The sequence below is a fragment of the Halorubrum marinum genome (genome assembly GCF_048381195.1).
Taxonomy (GTDB): Archaea; Halobacteriota; Halobacteria; order Halobacteriales; family Haloferacaceae; genus Halorubrum.
Map to the genome: position 1 here is coordinate 26,290 of NZ_JBLWMM010000006.1, position 19,756 is coordinate 46,045.

Consider the following 19,756-nt stretch of genomic DNA (forward strand, 5'->3'; position numbering starts at 1 on the left):
TTACAGCCTCACCGACGTCTGGTCGCTGGTCAGCGTCGTCGGGACGCGGATCTCAGTGGTGGTCGTCGCGCCGGATGCGGTCGTGAACGTCACTGAAAGTCGCTCACCTTCTTGGAGAGCGTCGTACTCGGGGAGGTCGGTGTCGTCCGTGATGTTCACTTTCACAAGCGCTCGATCGCTGCTGTCCGTGAGAACGCCGTTTTCGACGCCGAGGATATCCTCGACCTCACCGCCGAGGTCTTCGATTTGGACCGTTTCTTGGCCCTGCGTGCCGATGAACTCGATCGTCGTTCTGTTTAGGTCAATGAACCCCGATCCCGGGGCCTTCGCGACCACGAACTGGAGATCGGTGACGTTGTTGTCCTCGACCGATCCGGACTGACTCACGATCTGGATCCGATCGGAGACCTGCGAAGTACTCTCTTGGCCGGTCGCTTCCGCCTGCGTCTGGAGGAAGCCGGCGGTGTTTATCAGTACGCCCGCCGCGATCGCCGCCACCAGGACCATCGCGATGAACACGATGAGGGTCCCGATGCCCACTTGACCGCGGTCGTTGTCGGTAGGTTTGTCGAACATTTGTATCTGTCTCGAACGCCCGTGAGGTCCGCTCTCGGGCTCTACTCAGCGAAAAGTGAGACCTATTCATAAGGTATCGGTCCAATATATTGAATGTAATAATCAGCAGACAGCGTAGAGATATCTCTCACCATTACTGAAAAATGATATATAAGTTGGTCGAGCCGGGTGTTACAGCCGGACCGCTTCCCCGTTTTCGTTGAAGAGGTCGGGTGCGCGGAGCTCGACTGAGGTGGTCGCGCCCGAGGGCGAGACGATGTCGAGCGACGACTGGTCGCTCTCGCCGAACACAACTGTATCGTTGTCACCGAACGGCTCGGTTTCAGGATTGAATACGACGGTGAACCGATCGTCGTCGTTCAGGACCGCCTCGCTATCGTCGACGAAGTCACCGCTGGAGTTCTGAACGGCGAAAGCACCATTCGGGATATCTCCAACATCCGTTATCTCGGTATCGCCGTTAGCAGTGCTATTGTCAACGTTCAGACTGTCACTGAATATCAGATTCTGCTGGCCGTTCGGGCCGACAGCCTGTATGGTCGCGGAGCTCAAGTCGATCTGGTTGGACCCGGCCGCGCCAGCCACGCCGACGCGAATCTCCTCGAGCTCGCCCGAGGACGCTCCGTCTGTGCTGTTCACGATCCCGACGGTACTGGTCACGTCGATGCGCTCGGAGACGAGGTCAGTGCTCTCTTGGCCGGTTGCTTCCGCCTGCGACTGCAGGAAGCCGGCGGTGTTGATCAGGACGCCGGCGGCGATGGCGGCGACGAGCACCATCGCGATGAACACGATGAGCGTGCCGATACCGACCTGACCGCGGTCGTCGTCGTTGTTGATGAATTCGAACATTGTTACAGCCTCACCGAAGTCTGGTCGCTGGTCAGCGTCGTCGGGACGCGGATCTCAGTGGTGGTCGTCGCGCCCGACGCCGTCGTGAACGTTACCGAGAGCCGATCGCCGGTACTGAGGTTACCGTAGTTAACTGGGTCTGGCTCAAGGACGAACTTGACCTCGGCGCGATCGCTGCTATCGGTCAAGACGACGTTATCGTCGCCCGGAGCGGTGAAGATCGAAACGTTACTATCGGAGCTACCTAGCTCGGTTTCCGTCTCGAGTTCGTCTACCTGGAAGCTCTCCTGACCGTTCGTCCCGATGAGCTCCGCGCTCACCTGTGCGAGGTCGATGGCTCCCGCGCCGGGGGCCTTCGCGAGCACGAAGTCGATCTCGGTCACGTTGATCTGGTCGCCACTAGCGTTAACGGTCCCGGATTGGCTCACCACTTGCAGCCGGTCGCTCACCTGACTCGTACTTTCTTCGCCCGTTGCCTCCGCCTGCGTCTGCAGGAACCCGGCGGTGTTGATCAGGACGCCGGCGGCGATCGCTGCCACCAGCACCATCGCGATGAACACGATGAGTGTCCCGATTCCCACCTGACCGCGCTCTTCCTCGTCCAGTATGGTTTCGAACATTGTGTGTTGCGTGGGCCCCCGGGCCGCCCGGCGGCGTTATCAATACGGACTTGAAATCGCCTATTAAAGACTCTGTGCAGATTATTCAGATTGATAAAACGGTGCTGTACTGCGGTTTCGTCTATATTTCCAAACGAATAATTTATGAATACATCAACGACTTTCGGCCGTAGTTCTCACGGTTAGATATTTTCGATTCGGTCCGTGACGCCACCAGAAACGGGCTCCAGATTCGCACGTCTGACCGCGCCTTGCGGTTCGTCGCTACCGGTTCTGAATCCGCGCGAGCTCCGAGTCGGGGATCACGAACTCCTGCGTGCCGGGCTCGTACACCGCGAGGCTCCCGGCGACCAACGCCATCGACGCCGCCAACAGGCCGGTGTTGATCAAAAGCAGTACCTGCGCGTCCGCGAACGCCGTCCGAAAGGCGGCGGCGGGCGTCGCCACGGCGGCGACGACGATCAGTCCGAACCCGACCGCCAGATACGCCATCGCCGTGCGACCGGACGACCGATACGCCGACAGGGCAAACGCCAGCAGCGTCGCGCTCGCACCGGCGAGCACGGTGGTGGTCACGAGATACAGCCCCTCGATCAGTTCCATATCCGTCCTGCTCGGAGTCCGACTATAAACCCACGGTAGCGGCTATCACCGCCGATAATGCTCTCGCTCGGCGCCGAAACGGCAATCCTGCTTTCGACACTCGACACGCCGTCGAAGCGCCGCCGAGACCGACATATCCCACCGGTATCCTTTTAAGCCGTAAAAATCAACATCGATAACGTGAATGGTGGGGGACGATCTAATCACGGTACTCGGCAACAAGTATAACACGGACATCTTGACCGCGACGGGTGACGCCAAATCCGCGCAGGCCCTGAGCGACGAGCTCGACGTCCCGATCGCGACGTGTTATCGCCGGATCAACGAGTTAGAGGAGGCCAATCTGCTCGAACTCCACGACCGTCCGCTCTCTGACGAGCACCGCCGCGTAAAGGTGTACCGTCGGAAGGTCGACGGCGTCGATGTCGACTTTCGCGACGGGCTGACTGTCGAGGTCGAAGAGCGTTCCGCGGTGAAAAACCGCCTCGACGACGTGTGGCGGGACCTCTCGTCGAGTCAGTAGCGTTCTGCGGCGGCTCGCCCCGTCCATCTCTTCCCACCCTTTCGAGGCGCGGGCGACCTTCCGTTCTGTAATTCGTTCGCTACCGATCGCTCCCGTTCGCTAGAACGACGGTCCCTCGGACTGACTCATCATCGAGAATCCGCCAGCCCGGTCGTGGACGGTGATCCCCCCCTCGCCGATCTCCATCGGAAAGATGTCGGTGTCGATATCCTGTTTCCGCATCTTTGCCACCCAGACGTATCGGTTGACGCCGGAGTCGGTCGGCGTCTGGATGAAGTAGATGTTCCCGTCGGTCAGGAAGTTCTCCAGCCCGACCTCGGTGTCGGGGAACACCGCGCCCTGCTCGTTGATGAGCAGAGAGGTCAGCCCGTTGGCTTTGAGGATGTCCGAGAATTTCAGCAGGTAGGTCCGCTTTTCTTGTTCGGCGTCGAAAAAGAGCTGGAACATCGACAGCGAGTCGAGCACGAGCCGGTCGAACTCACCGTCCTCGATGGTATCGAGCAGCCGATCGACGGCCGTGGAGAAGTCGGTCTCGCGCAGCATCTCGCGTTTGTCGAGAACGACGATGTCGCCCCGATCGACGGCGTCGCTGAAGCCCTCGAGGCCGATCGACTCCGCGGCGCCGCGGATGTCCGCCTCATCTTCTTCGAAGGAGACGTACACGCCGCGCTCGTCGTGATCGGTGACACCGTGATACAGATACTGAATTCCGAAGATACTCTTCCCGGTCCCGGGGTTCCCCGAGACGAGCACCGTCGACCGCTCCGTGATACCGCCGGTGAGGATCGAGTCGAGGCCCTCGACCCCGGTAGAGACGAGTTCTGACATTCGTGTTTCCCTTGGCGACGAGAGTACATAAAAGACGATCCGACGGACCGCTGACGCCGACACGCTCGACCACCCTACTGGAGCCGATCTCTCAACCGCCTACTGGGGTCGACGCTGCCGACTGCGTATCGGGACCGACGCTCCCGGCTACCCGACTGCGTATCGGGACCGACGCTCCCGGCTACGGGGCTCGCCCGTACGAACGCCGACAGCTTTATTTCTCGACACACCAGCCATTCTGTATGTCCGGTGAAGCGTCCCCCGTCGTGTCCGGCGGTGATCGGCGGTGAGTGATCCCTCGGTCCTCATTGTCGAAGACGAGCCCGATATCGCTGCGCTGTACGCGGGCTTCCTTGACGGCCGGTACGACGTTACGCTCGCTGAGACCGCCACCGAGGCGATCGACCGAGTCGACGCCGCGGTCGACGTCGTGTTGCTCGACCGTCGACTTCCCGACGGAAGCGGAGACGACGTGCTCGAACACATCCGCGAATCGGGGTACGACTGTCGCGTGGCGATGGTCACCGCTGTCGAGCCGGATTTCGACATTATCGGGATGGGATTCGACCTGTATCTCACGAAACCCGTTAGCCGCTCGAAGCTCCTCGCGGCGATCGACACCCTGCTCACGCGCGATGAGTACGACGACCTCGTCAAGGAGGCGGCGGCGCTCGCGAGCAAGCGAGCGGTGCTCAGTGCGCAGAAACCGGCGGCCCAGCGCGATGGCAACGAAGCGTACGCCGAACTGGTCGCCCGCCTCGACGACCTCGACGCCGACATCGACGACCTCGGCGAGTCGCTCTCCTCGGACGATTACCGCGCGATGTTCCGCGACCTCGGCGAGGCCTGAATCGATCGCCCGATACGCCGTACTGCGCCGCCCTCACACTCACGATAGCTGATCGCCGACCAGCCGATCGGCCGCCGCGACGAACGCGTCTCGCTCGTCCGTCGGGATCGTCGCTCCGGCGGCGACGTCGTGACCGCCGCCGTCGCCGCCGACCGACCGGCTCGCCTCCCGCATCACGACGGACAGGTCGAGCCCCTGTCGCACGAGCGAGTGAGACCCGCGAGCGGACACCTTCAGCTCCTCCGCGCTCTCCTCGGCGAACGCGATCACCGGCTTCGAGCGGTCGACCGCCGGCGACCCGATCGCCATCCCGGCGATGATTCCGACGATCGTCTCGCGGATCCGCGATCCGGCGTCGAACCACTGGAGGTTGTCTTCGTGGGTCACGCCCTCCGTCTTCACCCACTGGAGCCCCTCGGAGAGGTTCCGCCGGTGATTCCGGAGGAGCCGCCGCGCCTCCGCGAGCGCGTCCCCGCGGTCGCCGAGACACACCGCGAGACCGACGTCGGCGCGCTCGTACCGCGCCGTCGCGTTGAGCAGGGTCGAGAACTCGCTCACGTCTCGAAGCTCCGTCCCCGACTCCTCGTCGACGAGCGTGTAGGACGTGCCGACGAGCGCCTCGATCTGGTCCGCGGGAACGCCGGAGGCGACCGCCCGACGCATCAGCGCCGACGCGAGCGTCCGTCGCTCCGCCGCGTCGAGGTCGACCCATCGGCGCCACTCCCCGTCCCGTTTCACGTCGACGTCGAGGTCGGTCAGGAAGGCGATCGCCCCCGCCTCGTCGTTCGAGACGCCGGGAATCCGCACGTCGGACGCGTACTCCAGCAGCTTCGGGAGCGGTCGGGTCTGCCTGCCGTACAGGTCCAGATCCGTCCGCGTCTCGACCACGCCGGCGTCGACCGCGTCGGCGACGATCGCCTCGTTGGCGCCGACGAGTCCGCCGTCGGAGTCCTGCATGTCGCCGACCGCGCCCACGATCGCCAGCGCGGCGAGGTCTCGGTTGTCGCCGTCGGGGCCTTCGAGCGCCCGAGCGAGGACGTAGCTCGCGCCCGCGCCCGAGAGTTCGCTCGCGCCGTTTATCCCCTCCAGTAAGGGGTTGAGGTGGAACTCGGTGTCGGGGTCGGCGGGCTGGTGATGGTCGGCGATGACGGGGGTGAAGTCGCCGGCGGCCTCGTGAGCGGCGATGACGTCGAGCTGGCCGGAGCCGAAGTCGGTGAAGAGCACGGTCTCGAACCCGCGGGCGGCGATCCCGTCGACGGCGTCCTCGTCCAGCTGTTTCTCGAAGACGACCTCGTGGTCGATCCCGGCGCGTGCGAGCGCGGACGAGGCGATCGCGGCGCTCGTGAGCCCGTCGGCGTCGATGTGCGAGGCGAGCAGGACGCGGTCCGCCGCCCGGAGGCGATCGGCGCAGGCCTCGGCGCGCTCAGCGAGGTCGGGTACGGGTGTGCCGGCGGCTGCCATTACCGCCCGTTGGCGCGTCGTCGGGGATAAACTGTCGCTTCGGGGGTGCGCCCTGCGCCCGAGTTGCGGCAGCCGAGACGGTCAGCGCTCGCCGACGAACGCGGCGGTCGCCGCGCGCCACTCCCGGACGACCTCGTCGTCGTCCTCCGCGTCCCACGGATCGATATCGTCGGTCGATTCGAGCGCGGCGGCCGCTCGGCGAACGCCCGTCTCGAAATCGATCTCGTACGCGAACCCGAGGTCTCGTTCGGCCTTCGCGGTGTCGAACACGGTGGTGTATCGGAGGTGGTCGGCGAGCAGGTCGGTCCGCTCGGGAAGCCGTTCGCGGAGCAGGTCGGTCGGTATGTGAACGAGCTCGGGCTCGGGGGCGTCGAGGGCGCTCGCGACCCGACGGTGGTACTGGTTCCAGGTCATCGGCTCCCCGCCGGTGACGTGGTACGACTCGCCGTGAGTCGATCCGTTCCCGACGGCGCCGACGAACGCGCCGGCGACGTCGTCGCGATGACACGGCCCCCACAGGGCGGTTCCGTCCCCGTGGACGATCAGGGGCTTCCCCTCGCGGACCCGGTCGAGGTAGTAGGTCCCCGACCCGAGCGTGTGGAGGACGGGCCCCCGATCGCCGTACGTGCTCCACGGGCGGATCACGGTCGTCGCGAACGCGTCGCCGTGGGCGTCGAAGAAGACGTCCTCGGCGGCGGACTTGTCGGCGGCGTAGGCGCTGACCGGCGCCGCGCCGGTCTCCGACTCCCGGAGCGCGGACTCGGTGATCGGCTGGTCCGCCGGCGGCCGCCGGTAGACGTCGACCGTCGAACAGAAGACGTACTGGTCGGCGATCCCGGCGAACACGTCGACGGCGGCGCGGGCGGTCTCGGGGTCGAAACACACCATGTCTATCACGCAGTCCGGGTCGACCTCGGCGGCGACTCGATCGAGGTCCTCGCGGCGGGTTCTGTCGCCGTGTCGGAACTGAACGGCCTCCGGAACGTCCGCGTCGGTGGTTCCGCGGGTGAACGCGACGACCTCGTGACCGGCCTCGACGAGCTGCCGGGTGATCGCTGTGCTGATGAGCCCGGTCCCGCCGACGATGAGCACGCGCATGATCGCCCTCCGCTCCGGAGGGATGAAAAGGCGACCACCCGCTCCCTGCGCTCCCGGCGCCCGCGTGCCCGACAGAGGCATCACTTGCCGTAACTGACGGTTATAGATGCCTAAAGATATATGCACTACACACATGACACGTGGGTTCAACACCCGGAGTCTCCACGCCGGCGCCGAGCCCGACCCGGCGACCGGGTCGCGTGCGACCCCGATCCATCAGACGACCTCGTTCGTCTTCGACGACGCGGACACGGCGGCGGAGATGTACGCGCTCCGGGCGGAGGGCCACATCTACTCCCGGCTCTCCAACCCGACCGTGAGCGTCCTCGAAGACCGGCTCGCCGACCTGTCGGGCGGCTCCGACGCGGTCGCGACCGGCTCGGGGATGGCCGCGTTCGACGCGATCACGACGGTGCTCGCGAGCGCGGGCGACAACGTCGTCGCCAGCTCCGAGATGTACGGCGGCACGGCGGCGTACCTCACCAGCATCGCGAACCGCCGCGGCGTCGAGGCGCGGCTCGTCGACACGCTCGACTACGAGGCGTACGCGGACGTGATAGACGGGGACACCGCGTTCGTCCACGTGGAGACGGTCGCGAACCCCTCGCTCGTCACGCCCGACTTCGAGCGGCTCGCCGAGATCGCCCACGAGAACGCGGTGCCGCTCGTCGTCGACAACACCTTCGCGAGCCCGTACCTCTGTCGGCCGTTCGAACACGGCGCGGACATCGTCTGGGAGTCGACGACCAAGTGGATCACGGGGAACGGAACGACCGTCGGCGGCGTCGTCGTCGACGGCGGCCAGTTCCCGTGGGACCACCCCGACGCCGACTACGACGAGCTCGACGGCCAGTCGCCCGCCTACCCGATCGACTTCGTCGAGCAGTTCGGCGACGCCGCCTTCGCCAACGTCGCCCGCCAGCGCGGGGTCCGTCCGACCGGCGGCCAGCAGTCCCCCTTCGACGCGTGGCAGACGATCCAGGGGCTCAACACGCTCCCGCTCCGGATGGAGCGCCACTGCGAGAACGCCCGGACCGTCGCCGAGTTCCTCCGAGACGACGACCGCGTCGACTGGGTGACGTACCCCGGGTTCGAGGACCACCCGAGCCACGACAACGCCGCCGAGTACCTCGACGGCTTCGGCGGGATGGTGACGTTCGGCGTCGACGGCGGCTACGAGGCCGCGAAGACCCTCTGCGAGTCCGTGGAGCTGACGAGCTTCCTCGCGAACATCGGGGACGCGAAGACGCTCGTGATCCACCCGGCCTCCACCACCCACGCGCAGATGGACGAGACCCAACAGCGGCTCGCCGGTGTGTTTCCCGACATGCTCCGGCTCTCCGTCGGGATCGAGGACCCCGACGACGTGATCGCCGACTTGGAGCACGGGCTGGCGGCGGGCGAGCGTGCTGCGAGCGGCGAGCGTGCTGCGAGCGGAGAGGGGCGAGGAGAGGCAGGGGCAGGGGGGCCCACATGAGTACGACGCCCTCCGAGGACGGAGTCGCCTCGCTCGGCGAGTTCGCCTTCGAGTGCGGGCAGTCGGTCCCCGACCTCGAGGTCGCCTACGAGACGCACGGGGAGTTCGACGGCGACAACGTCGTCTTGGTCTGTCACGCGCTCACCGGCAGCCAGAACGTCGCGCGGTCGCCGTCGCCGGAGCGAGACGCCGGGCAGGCGGGGCAGGCCCGGGCGTGGTGGGACGACATCGTCGGGCCGGGGAAGGCGATCGACACGACGGAGTACTACGTGGTCTGCGCGAACGTCCCCGGGTCGTGTTACGGAACTACCGGACCCGCGAGCGAGCGCCCAGCCGACCTCGACCTCCCGGACGAACCGGACCACGACCGGTGGGGGACCGCGTTCCCGCCGGTACAGGTCGAAGACTGGGCCCGCGCGCAGCGTCGGCTCCTCGACCACCTCGGCGTGGGGAGGCTTCGAGCCGTCGTCGGCGGGAGCGTCGGCGGGATGAACGTCCTGGAGTGGGCGAAGCGATACCCGGACGACGTCGATCGGATCGTCGCGGTCGCGACCGCCGGTCGCCTCGACGCGCAGTGTCTCGCGCTCGACGCGATCGCTCGGCGCGCGATCCGCGCGGACTCGAACTGGAACGGCGGCGACTACTACGGCGACGACCGCCCGTCGCCCGACGAGGGGCTCGCGATCGCGAGACAGATCGGCCACGTGATGTACCTCTCGAAGGCCTCGATGGAGCGGAAGTTCGGTCGGCGCTCGGCCGGACGCGACTCGCTCACCCGCGAAGAGGGCGATTTGGGTCTCCCACCGGAGCCCACGGCCGGATTCTTCCCCTATCGGGAAGTCGAGTCGTACCTCGACTACCAGGCGGAGGGGTTCGGCGACCGCTTCGACGCGAACAGTTACCTGTACCTCACGCGCGCGATGGACGAGTACGACCTCGCCGCGGGACACGGCAGTGACGCCGCCGCGCTGGCGGCGTTCGAGGGCGAGGCGCTGTTGCTGAGCTTCACCGCCGACTGGCACTTCACCGTCGAGCAGTCCACGTCGCTGGCGACTTCCTTTCGCGAGCGCGACGCGCCCGTCGCGCACCACGTGATCGACTCCGACCACGGCCACGACGCGTTCCTCGTCGAGCCGGAGCACGTCGGTCCGCCGCTCCGTGACTTCCTCGCCGAGGGGGTCGAGGGCCGGGCGGTCTCCGACGACGGGGGCGGTGAGACCGACGGCGGCCGACCCCGCCGCGTGGAACGCGATCACGCGCCCGTCCACTCTAGCCTCTTTCGGGGATAACCCCTCGCGAGACCGCGTCCCGATCCGCATCGAGCGTAGATATATCACGATCAACCATGATAACGTTCATAATTCTCCACTTCGTGGTGTGTAAGGTATGCCCGGTGGACACTCCCAGACCCTGCGGCCGTTCCTGTGGCGCGCCGAACGACTGTACCCCGACACCGAGATCGTCTCCCGAACGCGCGAGGGGCGCACGCGACACACGTACGCCGAGTACGCCGACCGGACGGCGCAGCTCGCGAACGCGCTCGACGAGTACGGCATCGAGCGCGGCGACAGGGTAGCGACGTTCTGTTGGAACCACACGCGACACTTCGAGACGTACTTCGGCGTGCCGAACACCGGCGCACAGCTCCACACGATCAACCCGCTGCTGCCCGACGAGCACATCCGGTACATCGTCGACGACGCCGAAGACGAGGTCGTCTTCGTCGACCCGTCGCTCGCCGGGAAGCTCGCCGGCGCGGCCGAGGACGCCGAGGAATTCGCCGACGTCGACTTCGTCGTCATGGGCTCGTCGGAGATCGACGAGCTCGACGCCACGCCGTACGAGGAGTTCATCGCGGATCAGCCGACCGACTACGACTGGCCCGAGCTCGACGGCGAGCAGCCCGCCGGGCTCTGTTACACCTCCGGGACGACGGGGAAGCCGAAGGGCGTGGAGTACACCCAATCGATGCTGTGGAGCCACACGATGGCCTCGCAGACGCCGCAGGGGATCCCGATGGAGGACGCCGACGTGGTCATGCCGGTCGTCCCCATGTTCCACGTCAACGCGTGGGGGATGCCGTTCACCGCGACCGCGGCGGGCGCGAAACACGTCTACCCGGGACCGTCGCCGTCCCCGGCCGACCTCGCGGCGCTCATCGAGGAGGAGGGCGTGACGATTTCCGCGGGCGTCCCGACGGTGTGGCTCGGGCTTCAGGAGTACATCACGGAGGGGAACGACGTCGACCTCTCGACGCTCGACACCGTGATCGTCGGCGGCGCGGCCGCCCCGCAGTCGCTGATCGAGTGGTACGACGACCGCGGCGTCGAGGTGCTCCACGCGTGGGGGATGACGGAGCTGTCGCCGATCGGTACGGTCTCGCACCTCACCGCGGACCTGCGGGGCGCCGATTACGAGACGCAGGTCGACAAGCGCTCGAAGCAGGGGCTCGTCGTGCCCGGCCTGGAGTTCGAAGTCATCGACGAGAACGGCGAGGAGATCCCGTGGGACGGCGAGGCGTTCGGCGAGCTCCGGATCCGCGGCCCGTGGGTCACGAAGGAGTACTTCGCCCGTCCCGACGCCAGCGAAGCGGACTTCGTCGACGGGTGGCTGAAGACCGGCGACGTGGTCACCGTCGACGGGGACGGCTACATTCAGCTCGTCGACCGCACGAAAGACGTGATCAAGTCGGGCGGCGAGTGGATCTCCAGCGTGGAGTTGGAGAACGCGATCATGGCGTACGACGGCGTGAGCGAAGCGACCGTGATCGGCGTCCCCCACGAGCGCTGGCAGGAGCGTCCCGTCGCGTTCGTCGTCGCCGCCGACGGCGTCGACCGCGAGGCGCTCGTCGACGAGATCGAGGCCGGGCTCCGCGAGCAGTACCCGAAGTGGTGGGTGCCGGACGCGGTGGAGTTCATCGACGAGGTGCCGAAGACCGCCACCGGGAAGTTCTCGAAGAAGGACCTCCGGGAGCGGTACGCCGACCAGTCGCTCGTCGAGGGGTCGGTGCCGGAGGCGGACGCGCCGGAACAGGAGTAGAACCGAGCCGAGCGCGGCGGCCGCTTTTACTCGGTTCGGTCGCCGACGATCCACTTGTGCGAGTAGCTCTCGCCGCACGTGCAGTGGGCGTACGCGTGGACGACGTCGCCCTCGGCGTAGAGCCCGCCGACCTCCTCGTTTTGCGCCTCCGCGAACGCGAAGACGAATCGCACGCCGTGGTCGTCGTCGGTCTCCTCGTCTTCTCCATCTTCGCCGTCTCCGCCGCTGTCGGCGAACGGGCACTCTCCGTCGTCGAGCGAGCGCGCTATCGCCCCTTCGGCGCCCATCGCCGTCTTCGCGAACTCCATCGCACCCATGCCCGTGCCGGCCTCGAACGCCGACCGGCCGGTCTCGCCGTCGAGGATCAGTCGGACGCCGCCGCCCGTCTCGCTTCCGACGTTCCGGAGCCGGGAGTCGTCGTCGAGGTACGCGTCGCTCACGTAGAAGACCACGTCGTCGAGCCGCTCGCCGGCGAGGAACTCGTCGAGTTTGCTCATGCCGACGCGACGCGCGTGAGCCGTAAAAGGAGTGCGAGTCGCGGTGAGTCTGGATCCGCTTCGCACCGACTGCGAACCGCCATCGACGCCCGCCGCGATCTCCATCTCATGTCGAGTCGATGTTAAATCATGTAAAACCGGAGTAACTGTTAATACGTGTCACTGTGATCCGTCGCCTAATGAGTGCACAGACACCATCTGGAGAGCGACTCGTCGAGTGGGCACAGCTGGTCGACGAGGACGTCCCGGACGAGGTCCGAGGGGTCCGAGAGGACCGATCCGCCGAACGATAACTTTCACTCCGCTTCGCGAAGCCTTTAGGCCGAAGACGGCGTAGGCCCGCCGATGGCGACCGAGGCCGCCGGTATCGACCGACCCCTGCTCGTCGACGACTTCCTTCAGCGACGCCGCTACCAGCTCCAGCTCGCGGCGTCCGCGATGGACGACCACACCCTCGTCTGTCTCCCGACCGGCCTCGGCAAGACGACCGTCAGCCTGCTCGTCACCGCCGAGCGCCTCCACGAGGTCGGCGGGAAGGCCCTCTTTTTGGCTCCCACCAAACCCCTCGTCCAGCAGCACGCCGACTTCTACCGGGAGGCGCTCTCGATCCCGGACGACGAGATCGTGGTGTTCACCGGTGACGTGAAACCCGACGACCGAGCCGCGCTCTGGAACGACGCCCGGATCGCGATCGCGACCCCGCAGGTCGTCGAAAACGACTTGGTCGGCAACCGGATCTCGCTCCGCGACGTGACCCACCTGACGTTCGACGAGTGCCACCGCGCGACCGGCGACTACGCGTACGTGTACATCGCCGAGCGGTACCACGCCGACGCCGCCGACCCGCTCGTCACCGGCATGTCGGCCTCTCCCGGCGGTGACACCGAGGAGATCCAGACGGTCTGTGAGAACCTCGGCCTCCGAAACGTCGAGGTGATGACCGAGGAGGACGCCGACGTCGACGAGTACACCCACGACACCGACGTGCGGTGGGAGCAGGTCACCCTCCCGCGGGAAGTTCTCGAGATCCGGGACGCGCTCAACGAGGTGATCACGGATCGACTGGAGAAGCTCAAATCGCTCGGGGTGACGAACAAAACGAGTCCGGACCTCTCCCAGCGTGACCTCAACGAGATGCGCGGGAAGCTCAAGCGGATGATGGACAACGACCAGTCGGACGGCTACAAGGGGATGTCCACCCACGCCGAGGTGATGAAGCTCCGGCGCGCGACCGAGCTGGTCGAAACGCAGTCGGTCGAGTCCGTCCGTCGGTACTTCGAGCGTCAGCGCGAGGCGGCGCGCTCGTCCGGCGCCTCCAAGGCGAGCCAGCGGATGGTCGCGGACCCCCAAGTACGCGAGGCGATGCGGAAGGCGGAGTTGTTCGACGGCCTCCACCCCAAGTTCTCGAAGGCGCGGATCCTGCTGGCGGAGACGCTCGGGATCAACGGCGGCGAGCGCGCGATCCTCTTCACGGAGTCGAGAGACACCGCCGAGGCGCTCGTCGAGTTCCTCTCGACCAGCTTCGACGTTCGGAAGTTCGTCGGCCAGGGGGACAAGGAGGGCTCCGACGGGATGAGCCAGAAGCAGCAACAGGAGACGCTCGACGAGTTCAAAGCCGGTGCGTTCGAGGTACTCGTCTCCACGAGCGTCGCGGAGGAGGGGCTCGACGTCCCCGAGGTCGACCTCGTCTGCTTCTACGAGCCCGTCCCCACCGCGATCCGCTCGATCCAGCGGAAGGGTCGGACCGGCCGTCAGGCCGAAGGGCAAGTGGTCGTCCTGATGGCCGAAGACACCCGCGACGAGGCGTTCTTCTGGATATCCAGACGCCGCGAGAAGAAGATGGTGAGCCAACTCGCCGAGCTGAAGGAGGCCACCGACGACATCGAGGAGACCGTCGGCGACGACGGACAGTCGGACCTCGGCGCGTTCGCGGGGGGATCCGCCGGAAGCGACACCGACTCCGAGACGGACGATAGCGCGGCGGATACCGGCGACAACGCGGGCGCCGACGGCGATGGCGACGCTGCCGACACCGGCGATGCCGGACTCACCGACTTCGCCGCGGAGGCAGGAGACGGCGACGCTGACGGAGGGGGTGGCGACGCTGACGGCGACAGCGGGGACCGCGAGAGCGATGACGGAGGCGACGCGGTCGACGACGACCTCGGATCGGACGCGGACGAAGACGGCGTCGTCGCGACCGCCGGTATCGAGGACGGCGTCGAGATCGTCGTCGACCAGCGCGAGCTCGACTCCTCGATCGCGAAGGACCTCTCGACGCGCGACGGGCTCGTCACTCGATTGGAGACGCTCGCGGTCGGCGACTACGTGCTCTCGGACCGGGTCGCCGTCGAGCGGAAGTCGGCGGCCGACTTCGTCGACTCGATGCTCGACGCCGATCGGTCGATGTTCGAGCAGGTCGGCGAGCTCTCGCGGGCGTACGCTCGGCCCGTGATGATCGTCGAGGGGACGAACCTCTACGGCCAGCGCGACATCAATCCGAACGCGATCCGCGGCGCGCTCGCGTCGCTGGCGGTCGACTTCGACGTGAGCGTGCTCCGCACCGAGAGCGAGACGGACACGACGGAGCTGCTCGCGACGATCGCCAAGCGCGAGCAGGAGACGCGCGACCGCGAGGTGAGCGTCCACGGCGAGAAGACGACGAAGACCCGCGCGGAACAACAGGAGTACGTCGTCTCCTCAATCGCCGACATCGGGCCCGTCACCGCGCGGTCGCTGCTCGAACACTTCGGCTCCGTCGAGGCGGTGATGACCGCGCCGGAAGGCGACCTCTTGGAGGTCGGTGGCGTCGGGTCAGTGACCGCCGAGCGGATTCGCGAAGTGGTCGGAAGCGAGTACGAATAATCCGCGCGATATGAGAAGCGCCCGTCAGTCGAATCCGCTTATCAGGGTCACCACCCACTGACCGACGTCGTACTCGGATCTGACCTCCACCCGCGTCACCCACTTCACCCACTGGAATCCGCGCCTGCCGGGCGCGACGAGCCGCGCGGGCGCGCCGTGGCCGTGGCTCAGCCGGTCGCCGCCGACGTGGGTCGCGAGCAGGGCGTCCTCGGCCTCGTCGAGCGGGAGGCTCCAGCGGTACCCCGTCACTGACGTGAACCGGACGTAGGCGGGCCCGCGGTCCGGGTCCCCGGCTGCCGTTCCGCCGGCTGCATCCAGTAGATCACCGACGCGGATCCCGCCCCACTCTTGAACCGTGTACCACCCGCTCGTGCAGTCGAGCAGCGCTTCCGTCTCGTGACCCGCCGCGAGTTCGTCGGCGGTCAGTTCGATCGGATCACTCACGAGCCCGTCGACCCGCAACCGATAGTCGTCGCGGTCGATCGGGTCGGGGTCGTCGGCGACCCACGACGTGATCGGGAACGAGCCGTTCCCTTCGCCCTCCCGCGGCTGTGACCCGGTGAACCGCCGGTCGGAGCCGGCCGTGCCGAGCAGATCGTTGATCCCCTGCTGGAGGCGATACGTCGCCGCGCCAGCACCGAGCAGAACGGTGTACCGCAGCGCGGTTCGCCGCCGCTCGAAATCGACCCGGCGCGGGAGCCGGAACCGAGTCGACGCGTGTGCGACCACGAGCGGAAGCAGGACGAGTCCGAACCCGACGTGGACGGAGAGCAGGGTCCAGTAGGAGATCCGCACGTCGAGTCCGAACACCCAGACGATCCCCGTCGAGAGCGCCCCGAGCGCGGCGACGAGCGTCAGGACCGACAGCGCGGTCGACCGCCGCCACAGGGTCGGGTCGGTGAGCCGGTGTCGAACCCTCGCGAGCTTCCACGCGAGCAGCGCGACGATCGCGAGACCCAACGCGCGATGCAGCCAGAACAGCGGCCACCCCGCCGGGACGCCGACGGTGAACGAGACGAGTCCGGTGACGACCTCCGCCGAGACGAACGCCAGCAGCGACCAGTCGACCGCGCGCGGCGGCGGCTCTAGGCGGTCGAGCGCCGCACCGAGTCGAGATCGCACGCTCATCTCGATCGTGCTACGCGCTACCGAGACAAAAGCGTCGTCACAGCTCGTAGGTCTCCCCGTCGACCGCCAGCGGCTCCTCGAACGCCTCGTCGGGCGGGTAAAAATGGGCGAGATGGACGAGCCGCGTTCGGTCCGCGTTCAACTCGTCGGCGAGCGCGAGTGCACCCTCGCGAGTCATGTGCTTCGAGCCGAACGTGCGCGGGACGCCGTCCGGGCCCTCGTGGCGTCCGCCGATCGGATGATGCTTGCAGAGCGACGCCGGGACGATGGCGTCGGCGAGGAGGAGGTCGGGATCGGACAGCGCCTCGCGCGAGGCCTCGGGCACGTTGTAGCTCGTGTCCCCCGTCAGCGAGAGCTTTCCTCCCGTCTCGGGGTCTTCGATCACGACGCCGTAACAGAGCAGCGGCGGGTGGTCGACGGGGACGAATCGGACCTCGAACCCGCACGTCTCGAAGGGTTCGAACGGCTCTCGGGCGTGCACGCCGATCCGGTCTTCGAGGTAGTCGTACTTGTCTCGGATCGTCTCCGCGACGCTCTCGTCGGTGGCGGGGTCGGTCTCGGACGGGGCGTGAACCGGAAGCCCGTCGACAAGCCGGTAGACGTTGCCGAGGCCGTCGAGGTGGTCGAAGTGGATGTGGGTCACCAGTCCGGCGTCGGGCAGGGAGACGTCGTTCGCGAGGAACTGACTTCTGAAGTCCGGACTGAAATCGACGAGGAGGGACTCGTCGGTCCGCTCGTTCGTGACGTGGACGGAGAACCGCGAGCGCGACACGCCGCGTTCGCGCGCCGCCGCGCAGGTGTCACAGCCGCAGCCGGCGGTCGGCGTCCCTGTCGTGTCGCCGGTGCCGAGGAGGGTGACGCGCATTCGCTGTACTCTCCTCGGGCCACGGCCTTAGCGTCCGCGGTCGTACCGCGATCGCACGGCGATCGACCGGCAGACGAGAGAACCCAGTGGTATCATTTCGGCTCGTTCCGAAGGCGTTCGTATGCACACCAGCAGAACGCTCACGCTCGCCCGACTCCCCTCCGGCGTCCCGATCCGCACGACCGTTCACGCGTACGGCGAGGGACGGATCGTCGACGGCGACGACGGACCGGCACTCGATGTTCCCGATGACAGCGGGCCGGTCGTCTACGCGCAGGCCGCCCAACACGGCCGAGAGGTGAACGGGACGGCGGTGCTCCGCCGGCTCCACGAGCGGCTGACGGGCGCTCACGAGACGGGCGATCGCGAGACGGGCGCTCACGAAACGGCCGACGGGGCAGAGGACGGCGCCTCCGACCTCGACGGCACCCTCGTCACGGTGCCTGTCGCCGATCCGCTCACCTTCGACCGCGTCTCGTACACCACGCCGGAGTCGCTCGATTCGGTCCACTCCAACATGAACCGCTGCTGGCCGGGCGACGCCGACGGCACCCTCCACGAGCGGATGGCCGCCCGCCTCTGGACGTTCGCGAGCGCGGCCGACGCGGTCGTCGACCTCCATACGGGGTCGCCGTCGATGCTCACCCACACGGTGTACATGCGCGGCGACGACGCGTGTCGCTCGCTCGCGGAGGCGTTCGGCACTGACCTCTTGCTGGCCGAGGCCGCGGGCGATGACGCCGACGTCGAATGGAGCGAGCGCGGCTTCGCCGGGAAGTTTCGGGTCGCCGCTACTCGCGAGGGAATCCCGACGATCACCCCGGAGCTGGCGCACAGCCGCGAGGTCGTCGCCGACGCGGTCGATATCGGTGTCGACGGAATGCTCGGCGCCCTCCGTCACGAGGGGCTCCTACCGGGCGACCCCGCACCGTGGGACGGGACCCGCGCACGCAACCATCTCGGTCGCGTGACCGCGGCCGACTCGGGACTGTTCACGCCCGCCCGCACTCTCGAGATCGGCGACGAGGTGGTCGCGGGCGAGGTGCTCGGCGCGCTCCACGACCCGACGACGTTCGAGACGCTCCAGACCGCCGTCGCCGATCGCGACGGAATCGTCTACTCCGTCGCTCTGGAGTCGACTGTCACGGCGGGAGCGACGCTCGTCGGTGTCGCGGAGCGGATCGACCCGGAGTGAGCGCCCCTGTCTCGAAACCCTCTTTGTGCCCGTGGCGAGAGATCCCCCACACGGTTTTGGCTGGCCTAAATCGGAATCCTTATTGCATTTAGGTCGGCCTAAAACAAGTATGGCAAACGGCTCCAATCGATCTCGGGGCGTGTCACTTTCCAATCGTCGTTCCTTCCTCGGTACCGTCGGCGCAGCCGGGGCCCTCGCGCTGGCCGGCTGTTCGGGTCTCGGCGGCGGCGACGGCGCCGATCCGTTCGACGACTACGGACCGCAGGCCGCCGCCGTGTCGGCGTCCGCCGTCTCGTGGGACGATCTGGGGGACCTAGAGGGCGAACTCACCATCTACTCCGGTCGGACGCGCGACCAGATCGACCCGCTGTTCGCCGCGATCGAAGACGAGTACGACGGGTTCACGATCAATCGCGACTACGACGGCAACGCCGAACAGCTCAACAAGATCAACGAGGAGGGGCAGGGAAGCCCGGCCGACATCTTCTACACCCAGTCCGGTGGCGCGCTCGCCTCGCTCAAGCAGGAGGACCGCGTCCGGACCCTCCCCGACGACGTGGTCGACGCCGTGAGCGACACCTACAGCGACCCCGACGGCACGTGGACGGGGGCCTCCGGGCGCGTGCGCTCGATCCAGTACAACACGGACCTGTGGGAGGGCGGCGCCGAGGCGCTCCCCGCCGACATCATGGAGTACGCCACCGACGAGCGCTTCGAGGGAATCATCTCCACCCGCCCGAACTCCGGGACGTTCCGGTCGTTCATCATCGCCATGATCGAACTGGAAGGCGAGGAGGCCACTCGCGAGTGGGTTCGCGGCATGGTCGACGACCAGAACGCCACCCTCTACTCCAGCGGCGGCGACCAGGCGCAAAACGTCGCGGACGGGAACCAGGCGGTCGCGCTCGGGAACAACTACTACGCCGCCCGCGTGCTCAACAACGACCCCGACACGCCCCTCGACCTCGCCTTCACTGACGGCGACGCGGGGTGTCTGTTCAACGTCTCCGGGGTCGGAATCTTAGACTCCTCGGACCGACCGAACCTCGCCGCGGAGTTCACCCGCCACGTCCTCGCCGCGGAGGGTCAGGAGTTCTTCGTGAACACCAACGGCGAGTATCCCGTTCTCGACGGCGTCGACTACGTCGGGGACCTCCCGTCGCTCTCGGAGATCAACCCGCCGGAGTTCGACCTCAACGCCCTCGCGGACGTCGAGCGCGCCGTCGACCTCCTCCGCGACGAGGGAATGACGGTCTGACCGAAACGCGACACGATCGACCCG

At 67.0% G+C, this 19,756-nt stretch carries 18 protein-coding genes; 8 read left to right on the plus strand and 10 right to left on the minus strand.

Features of this window, described 5'->3' with window-relative positions:
* The 4 genes from ACNSN4_RS09480 to ACNSN4_RS09495 all read right to left on the minus strand — a co-directional run bounded on the left by ACNSN4_RS09480 (window position 1) and on the right by ACNSN4_RS09495 (window position 2,648).
* The gene (locus ACNSN4_RS09480; protein ID WP_418285579.1) at window positions 1-576 is read right to left on the minus strand and encodes a flagellin; all 576 of its coding nucleotides are present in this window, start codon (window positions 574-576) and stop codon (window positions 1-3) included.
* A gap of 171 nt (window positions 577-747) precedes the next feature.
* Window positions 748-1,425, minus strand: a complete 678-nt coding sequence (locus ACNSN4_RS09485; protein ID WP_418285580.1) for a flagellin — start codon at window positions 1,423-1,425, stop codon at window positions 748-750.
* A 2-nt stretch (window positions 1,426-1,427) separates the two neighbouring features.
* Window positions 1,428-2,045 carry a flagellin gene (locus ACNSN4_RS09490; protein WP_418285581.1) on the minus strand — a complete coding sequence of 206 codons (618 nt, stop codon included), beginning with the start codon at window positions 2,043-2,045 and terminating at the stop codon, window positions 1,428-1,430.
* 264 nt (window positions 2,046-2,309) lie between these two features.
* Complete coding sequence (locus ACNSN4_RS09495; protein WP_418285582.1) at window positions 2,310-2,648, minus strand: hypothetical protein; 339 nt, start codon at window positions 2,646-2,648, stop codon at window positions 2,310-2,312.
* A 184-nt stretch (window positions 2,649-2,832) separates the two neighbouring features.
* Here ACNSN4_RS09495 and ACNSN4_RS09500 point away from each other — a divergent pair, with 184 nt between their 5' ends.
* Window positions 2,833-3,171: a helix-turn-helix domain-containing protein gene (locus ACNSN4_RS09500; RefSeq protein ID WP_418285583.1), complete on the plus strand. Its 339-nt coding sequence runs from the start codon at window positions 2,833-2,835 to the stop codon at window positions 3,169-3,171.
* A 99-nt stretch (window positions 3,172-3,270) separates the two neighbouring features.
* On the opposite strand, the gene ACNSN4_RS09505 is transcribed toward ACNSN4_RS09500, so the two are convergent.
* Window positions 3,271-3,999, minus strand: a complete 729-nt coding sequence (locus ACNSN4_RS09505) for an RAD55 family ATPase (protein WP_418285584.1) — start codon at window positions 3,997-3,999, stop codon at window positions 3,271-3,273.
* Between the two features lie 286 nt (window positions 4,000-4,285).
* Between ACNSN4_RS09505 and ACNSN4_RS09510 the strand changes: the two genes are divergently transcribed.
* Window positions 4,286-4,849 carry a HalX domain-containing protein gene (locus ACNSN4_RS09510; RefSeq protein WP_418285585.1) on the plus strand — a complete coding sequence of 188 codons (564 nt, stop codon included), beginning with the start codon at window positions 4,286-4,288 and terminating at the stop codon, window positions 4,847-4,849.
* Between the two features lie 39 nt (window positions 4,850-4,888).
* Here the strand turns inward: ACNSN4_RS09510 and recJ are convergent, their stop codons facing one another.
* The gene (recJ, locus tag ACNSN4_RS09515; RefSeq protein ID WP_418285586.1) at window positions 4,889-6,310 is read right to left on the minus strand and encodes a RecJ family nuclease; all 1,422 of its coding nucleotides are present in this window, start codon (window positions 6,308-6,310) and stop codon (window positions 4,889-4,891) included.
* Window positions 6,311-6,391: 81 nt separating this feature from the next.
* Entirely contained in the window at window positions 6,392-7,408 is a 1,017-nt protein-coding gene (locus ACNSN4_RS09520; protein WP_418285587.1) for an NAD-dependent epimerase/dehydratase family protein, read from the minus strand.
* A 133-nt stretch (window positions 7,409-7,541) separates the two neighbouring features.
* Here ACNSN4_RS09520 and ACNSN4_RS09525 point away from each other — a divergent pair, with 133 nt between their 5' ends.
* From ACNSN4_RS09525 to ACNSN4_RS09535, 3 genes are all read left to right on the plus strand, one after another.
* Window positions 7,542-8,885, plus strand: a complete 1,344-nt coding sequence (locus tag ACNSN4_RS09525; protein ID WP_418285588.1) for an O-acetylhomoserine aminocarboxypropyltransferase/cysteine synthase family protein — start codon at window positions 7,542-7,544, stop codon at window positions 8,883-8,885.
* Window positions 8,882-10,174: a homoserine O-acetyltransferase MetX gene (gene metX, locus ACNSN4_RS09530; RefSeq protein WP_418285589.1), complete on the plus strand. Its 1,293-nt coding sequence runs from the start codon at window positions 8,882-8,884 to the stop codon at window positions 10,172-10,174. The genes ACNSN4_RS09525 and metX overlap by 4 nt, the downstream gene beginning before the upstream one ends.
* Window positions 10,175-10,271: 97 nt before the next feature.
* On the plus strand, window positions 10,272-11,924 hold the full coding sequence (locus ACNSN4_RS09535) for a long-chain fatty acid--CoA ligase (protein WP_418285590.1): 1,653 nt from the start codon (window positions 10,272-10,274) through the stop codon (window positions 11,922-11,924).
* A 26-nt stretch (window positions 11,925-11,950) separates the two neighbouring features.
* Here ACNSN4_RS09535 and ACNSN4_RS09540 read toward each other — a convergent pair whose 3' ends face one another.
* Window positions 11,951-12,421 carry a DUF5807 family protein gene (locus ACNSN4_RS09540; RefSeq protein WP_418285591.1) on the minus strand — a complete coding sequence of 157 codons (471 nt, stop codon included), beginning with the start codon at window positions 12,419-12,421 and terminating at the stop codon, window positions 11,951-11,953.
* Window positions 12,422-12,766: 345 nt separating this feature from the next.
* Here ACNSN4_RS09540 and ACNSN4_RS09545 point away from each other — a divergent pair, with 345 nt between their 5' ends.
* On the plus strand, window positions 12,767-15,286 hold the full coding sequence (locus tag ACNSN4_RS09545; protein ID WP_418285592.1) for a DEAD/DEAH box helicase: 2,520 nt from the start codon (window positions 12,767-12,769) through the stop codon (window positions 15,284-15,286).
* A 24-nt stretch (window positions 15,287-15,310) separates the two neighbouring features.
* On the opposite strand, the gene ACNSN4_RS09550 is transcribed toward ACNSN4_RS09545, so the two are convergent.
* A complete protein-coding gene (locus tag ACNSN4_RS09550) occupies window positions 15,311-16,414 on the minus strand; it encodes a molybdopterin-dependent oxidoreductase (protein ID WP_418285593.1) in 1,104 nt (367 codons plus the stop codon).
* 37 nt (window positions 16,415-16,451) lie between these two features.
* Window positions 16,452-17,279, minus strand: coding sequence for an MBL fold metallo-hydrolase (locus ACNSN4_RS09555; protein WP_418285594.1), 828 nt, complete (start codon window positions 17,277-17,279; stop codon window positions 16,452-16,454).
* 121 nt (window positions 17,280-17,400) lie between these two features.
* Between ACNSN4_RS09555 and ACNSN4_RS09560 the strand changes: the two genes are divergently transcribed.
* Together ACNSN4_RS09560 and ACNSN4_RS09565 are read left to right on the plus strand one after the other, a co-directional pair.
* Window positions 17,401-18,474, plus strand: a complete 1,074-nt coding sequence (locus ACNSN4_RS09560) for a succinylglutamate desuccinylase/aspartoacylase family protein (protein WP_418285595.1) — start codon at window positions 17,401-17,403, stop codon at window positions 18,472-18,474.
* A 109-nt stretch (window positions 18,475-18,583) separates the two neighbouring features.
* A complete protein-coding gene (locus ACNSN4_RS09565; RefSeq protein ID WP_418285596.1) occupies window positions 18,584-19,732 on the plus strand; it encodes an extracellular solute-binding protein in 1,149 nt (382 codons plus the stop codon).
* The last annotated feature ends 24 nt before the right edge of the window (window positions 19,733-19,756 follow it).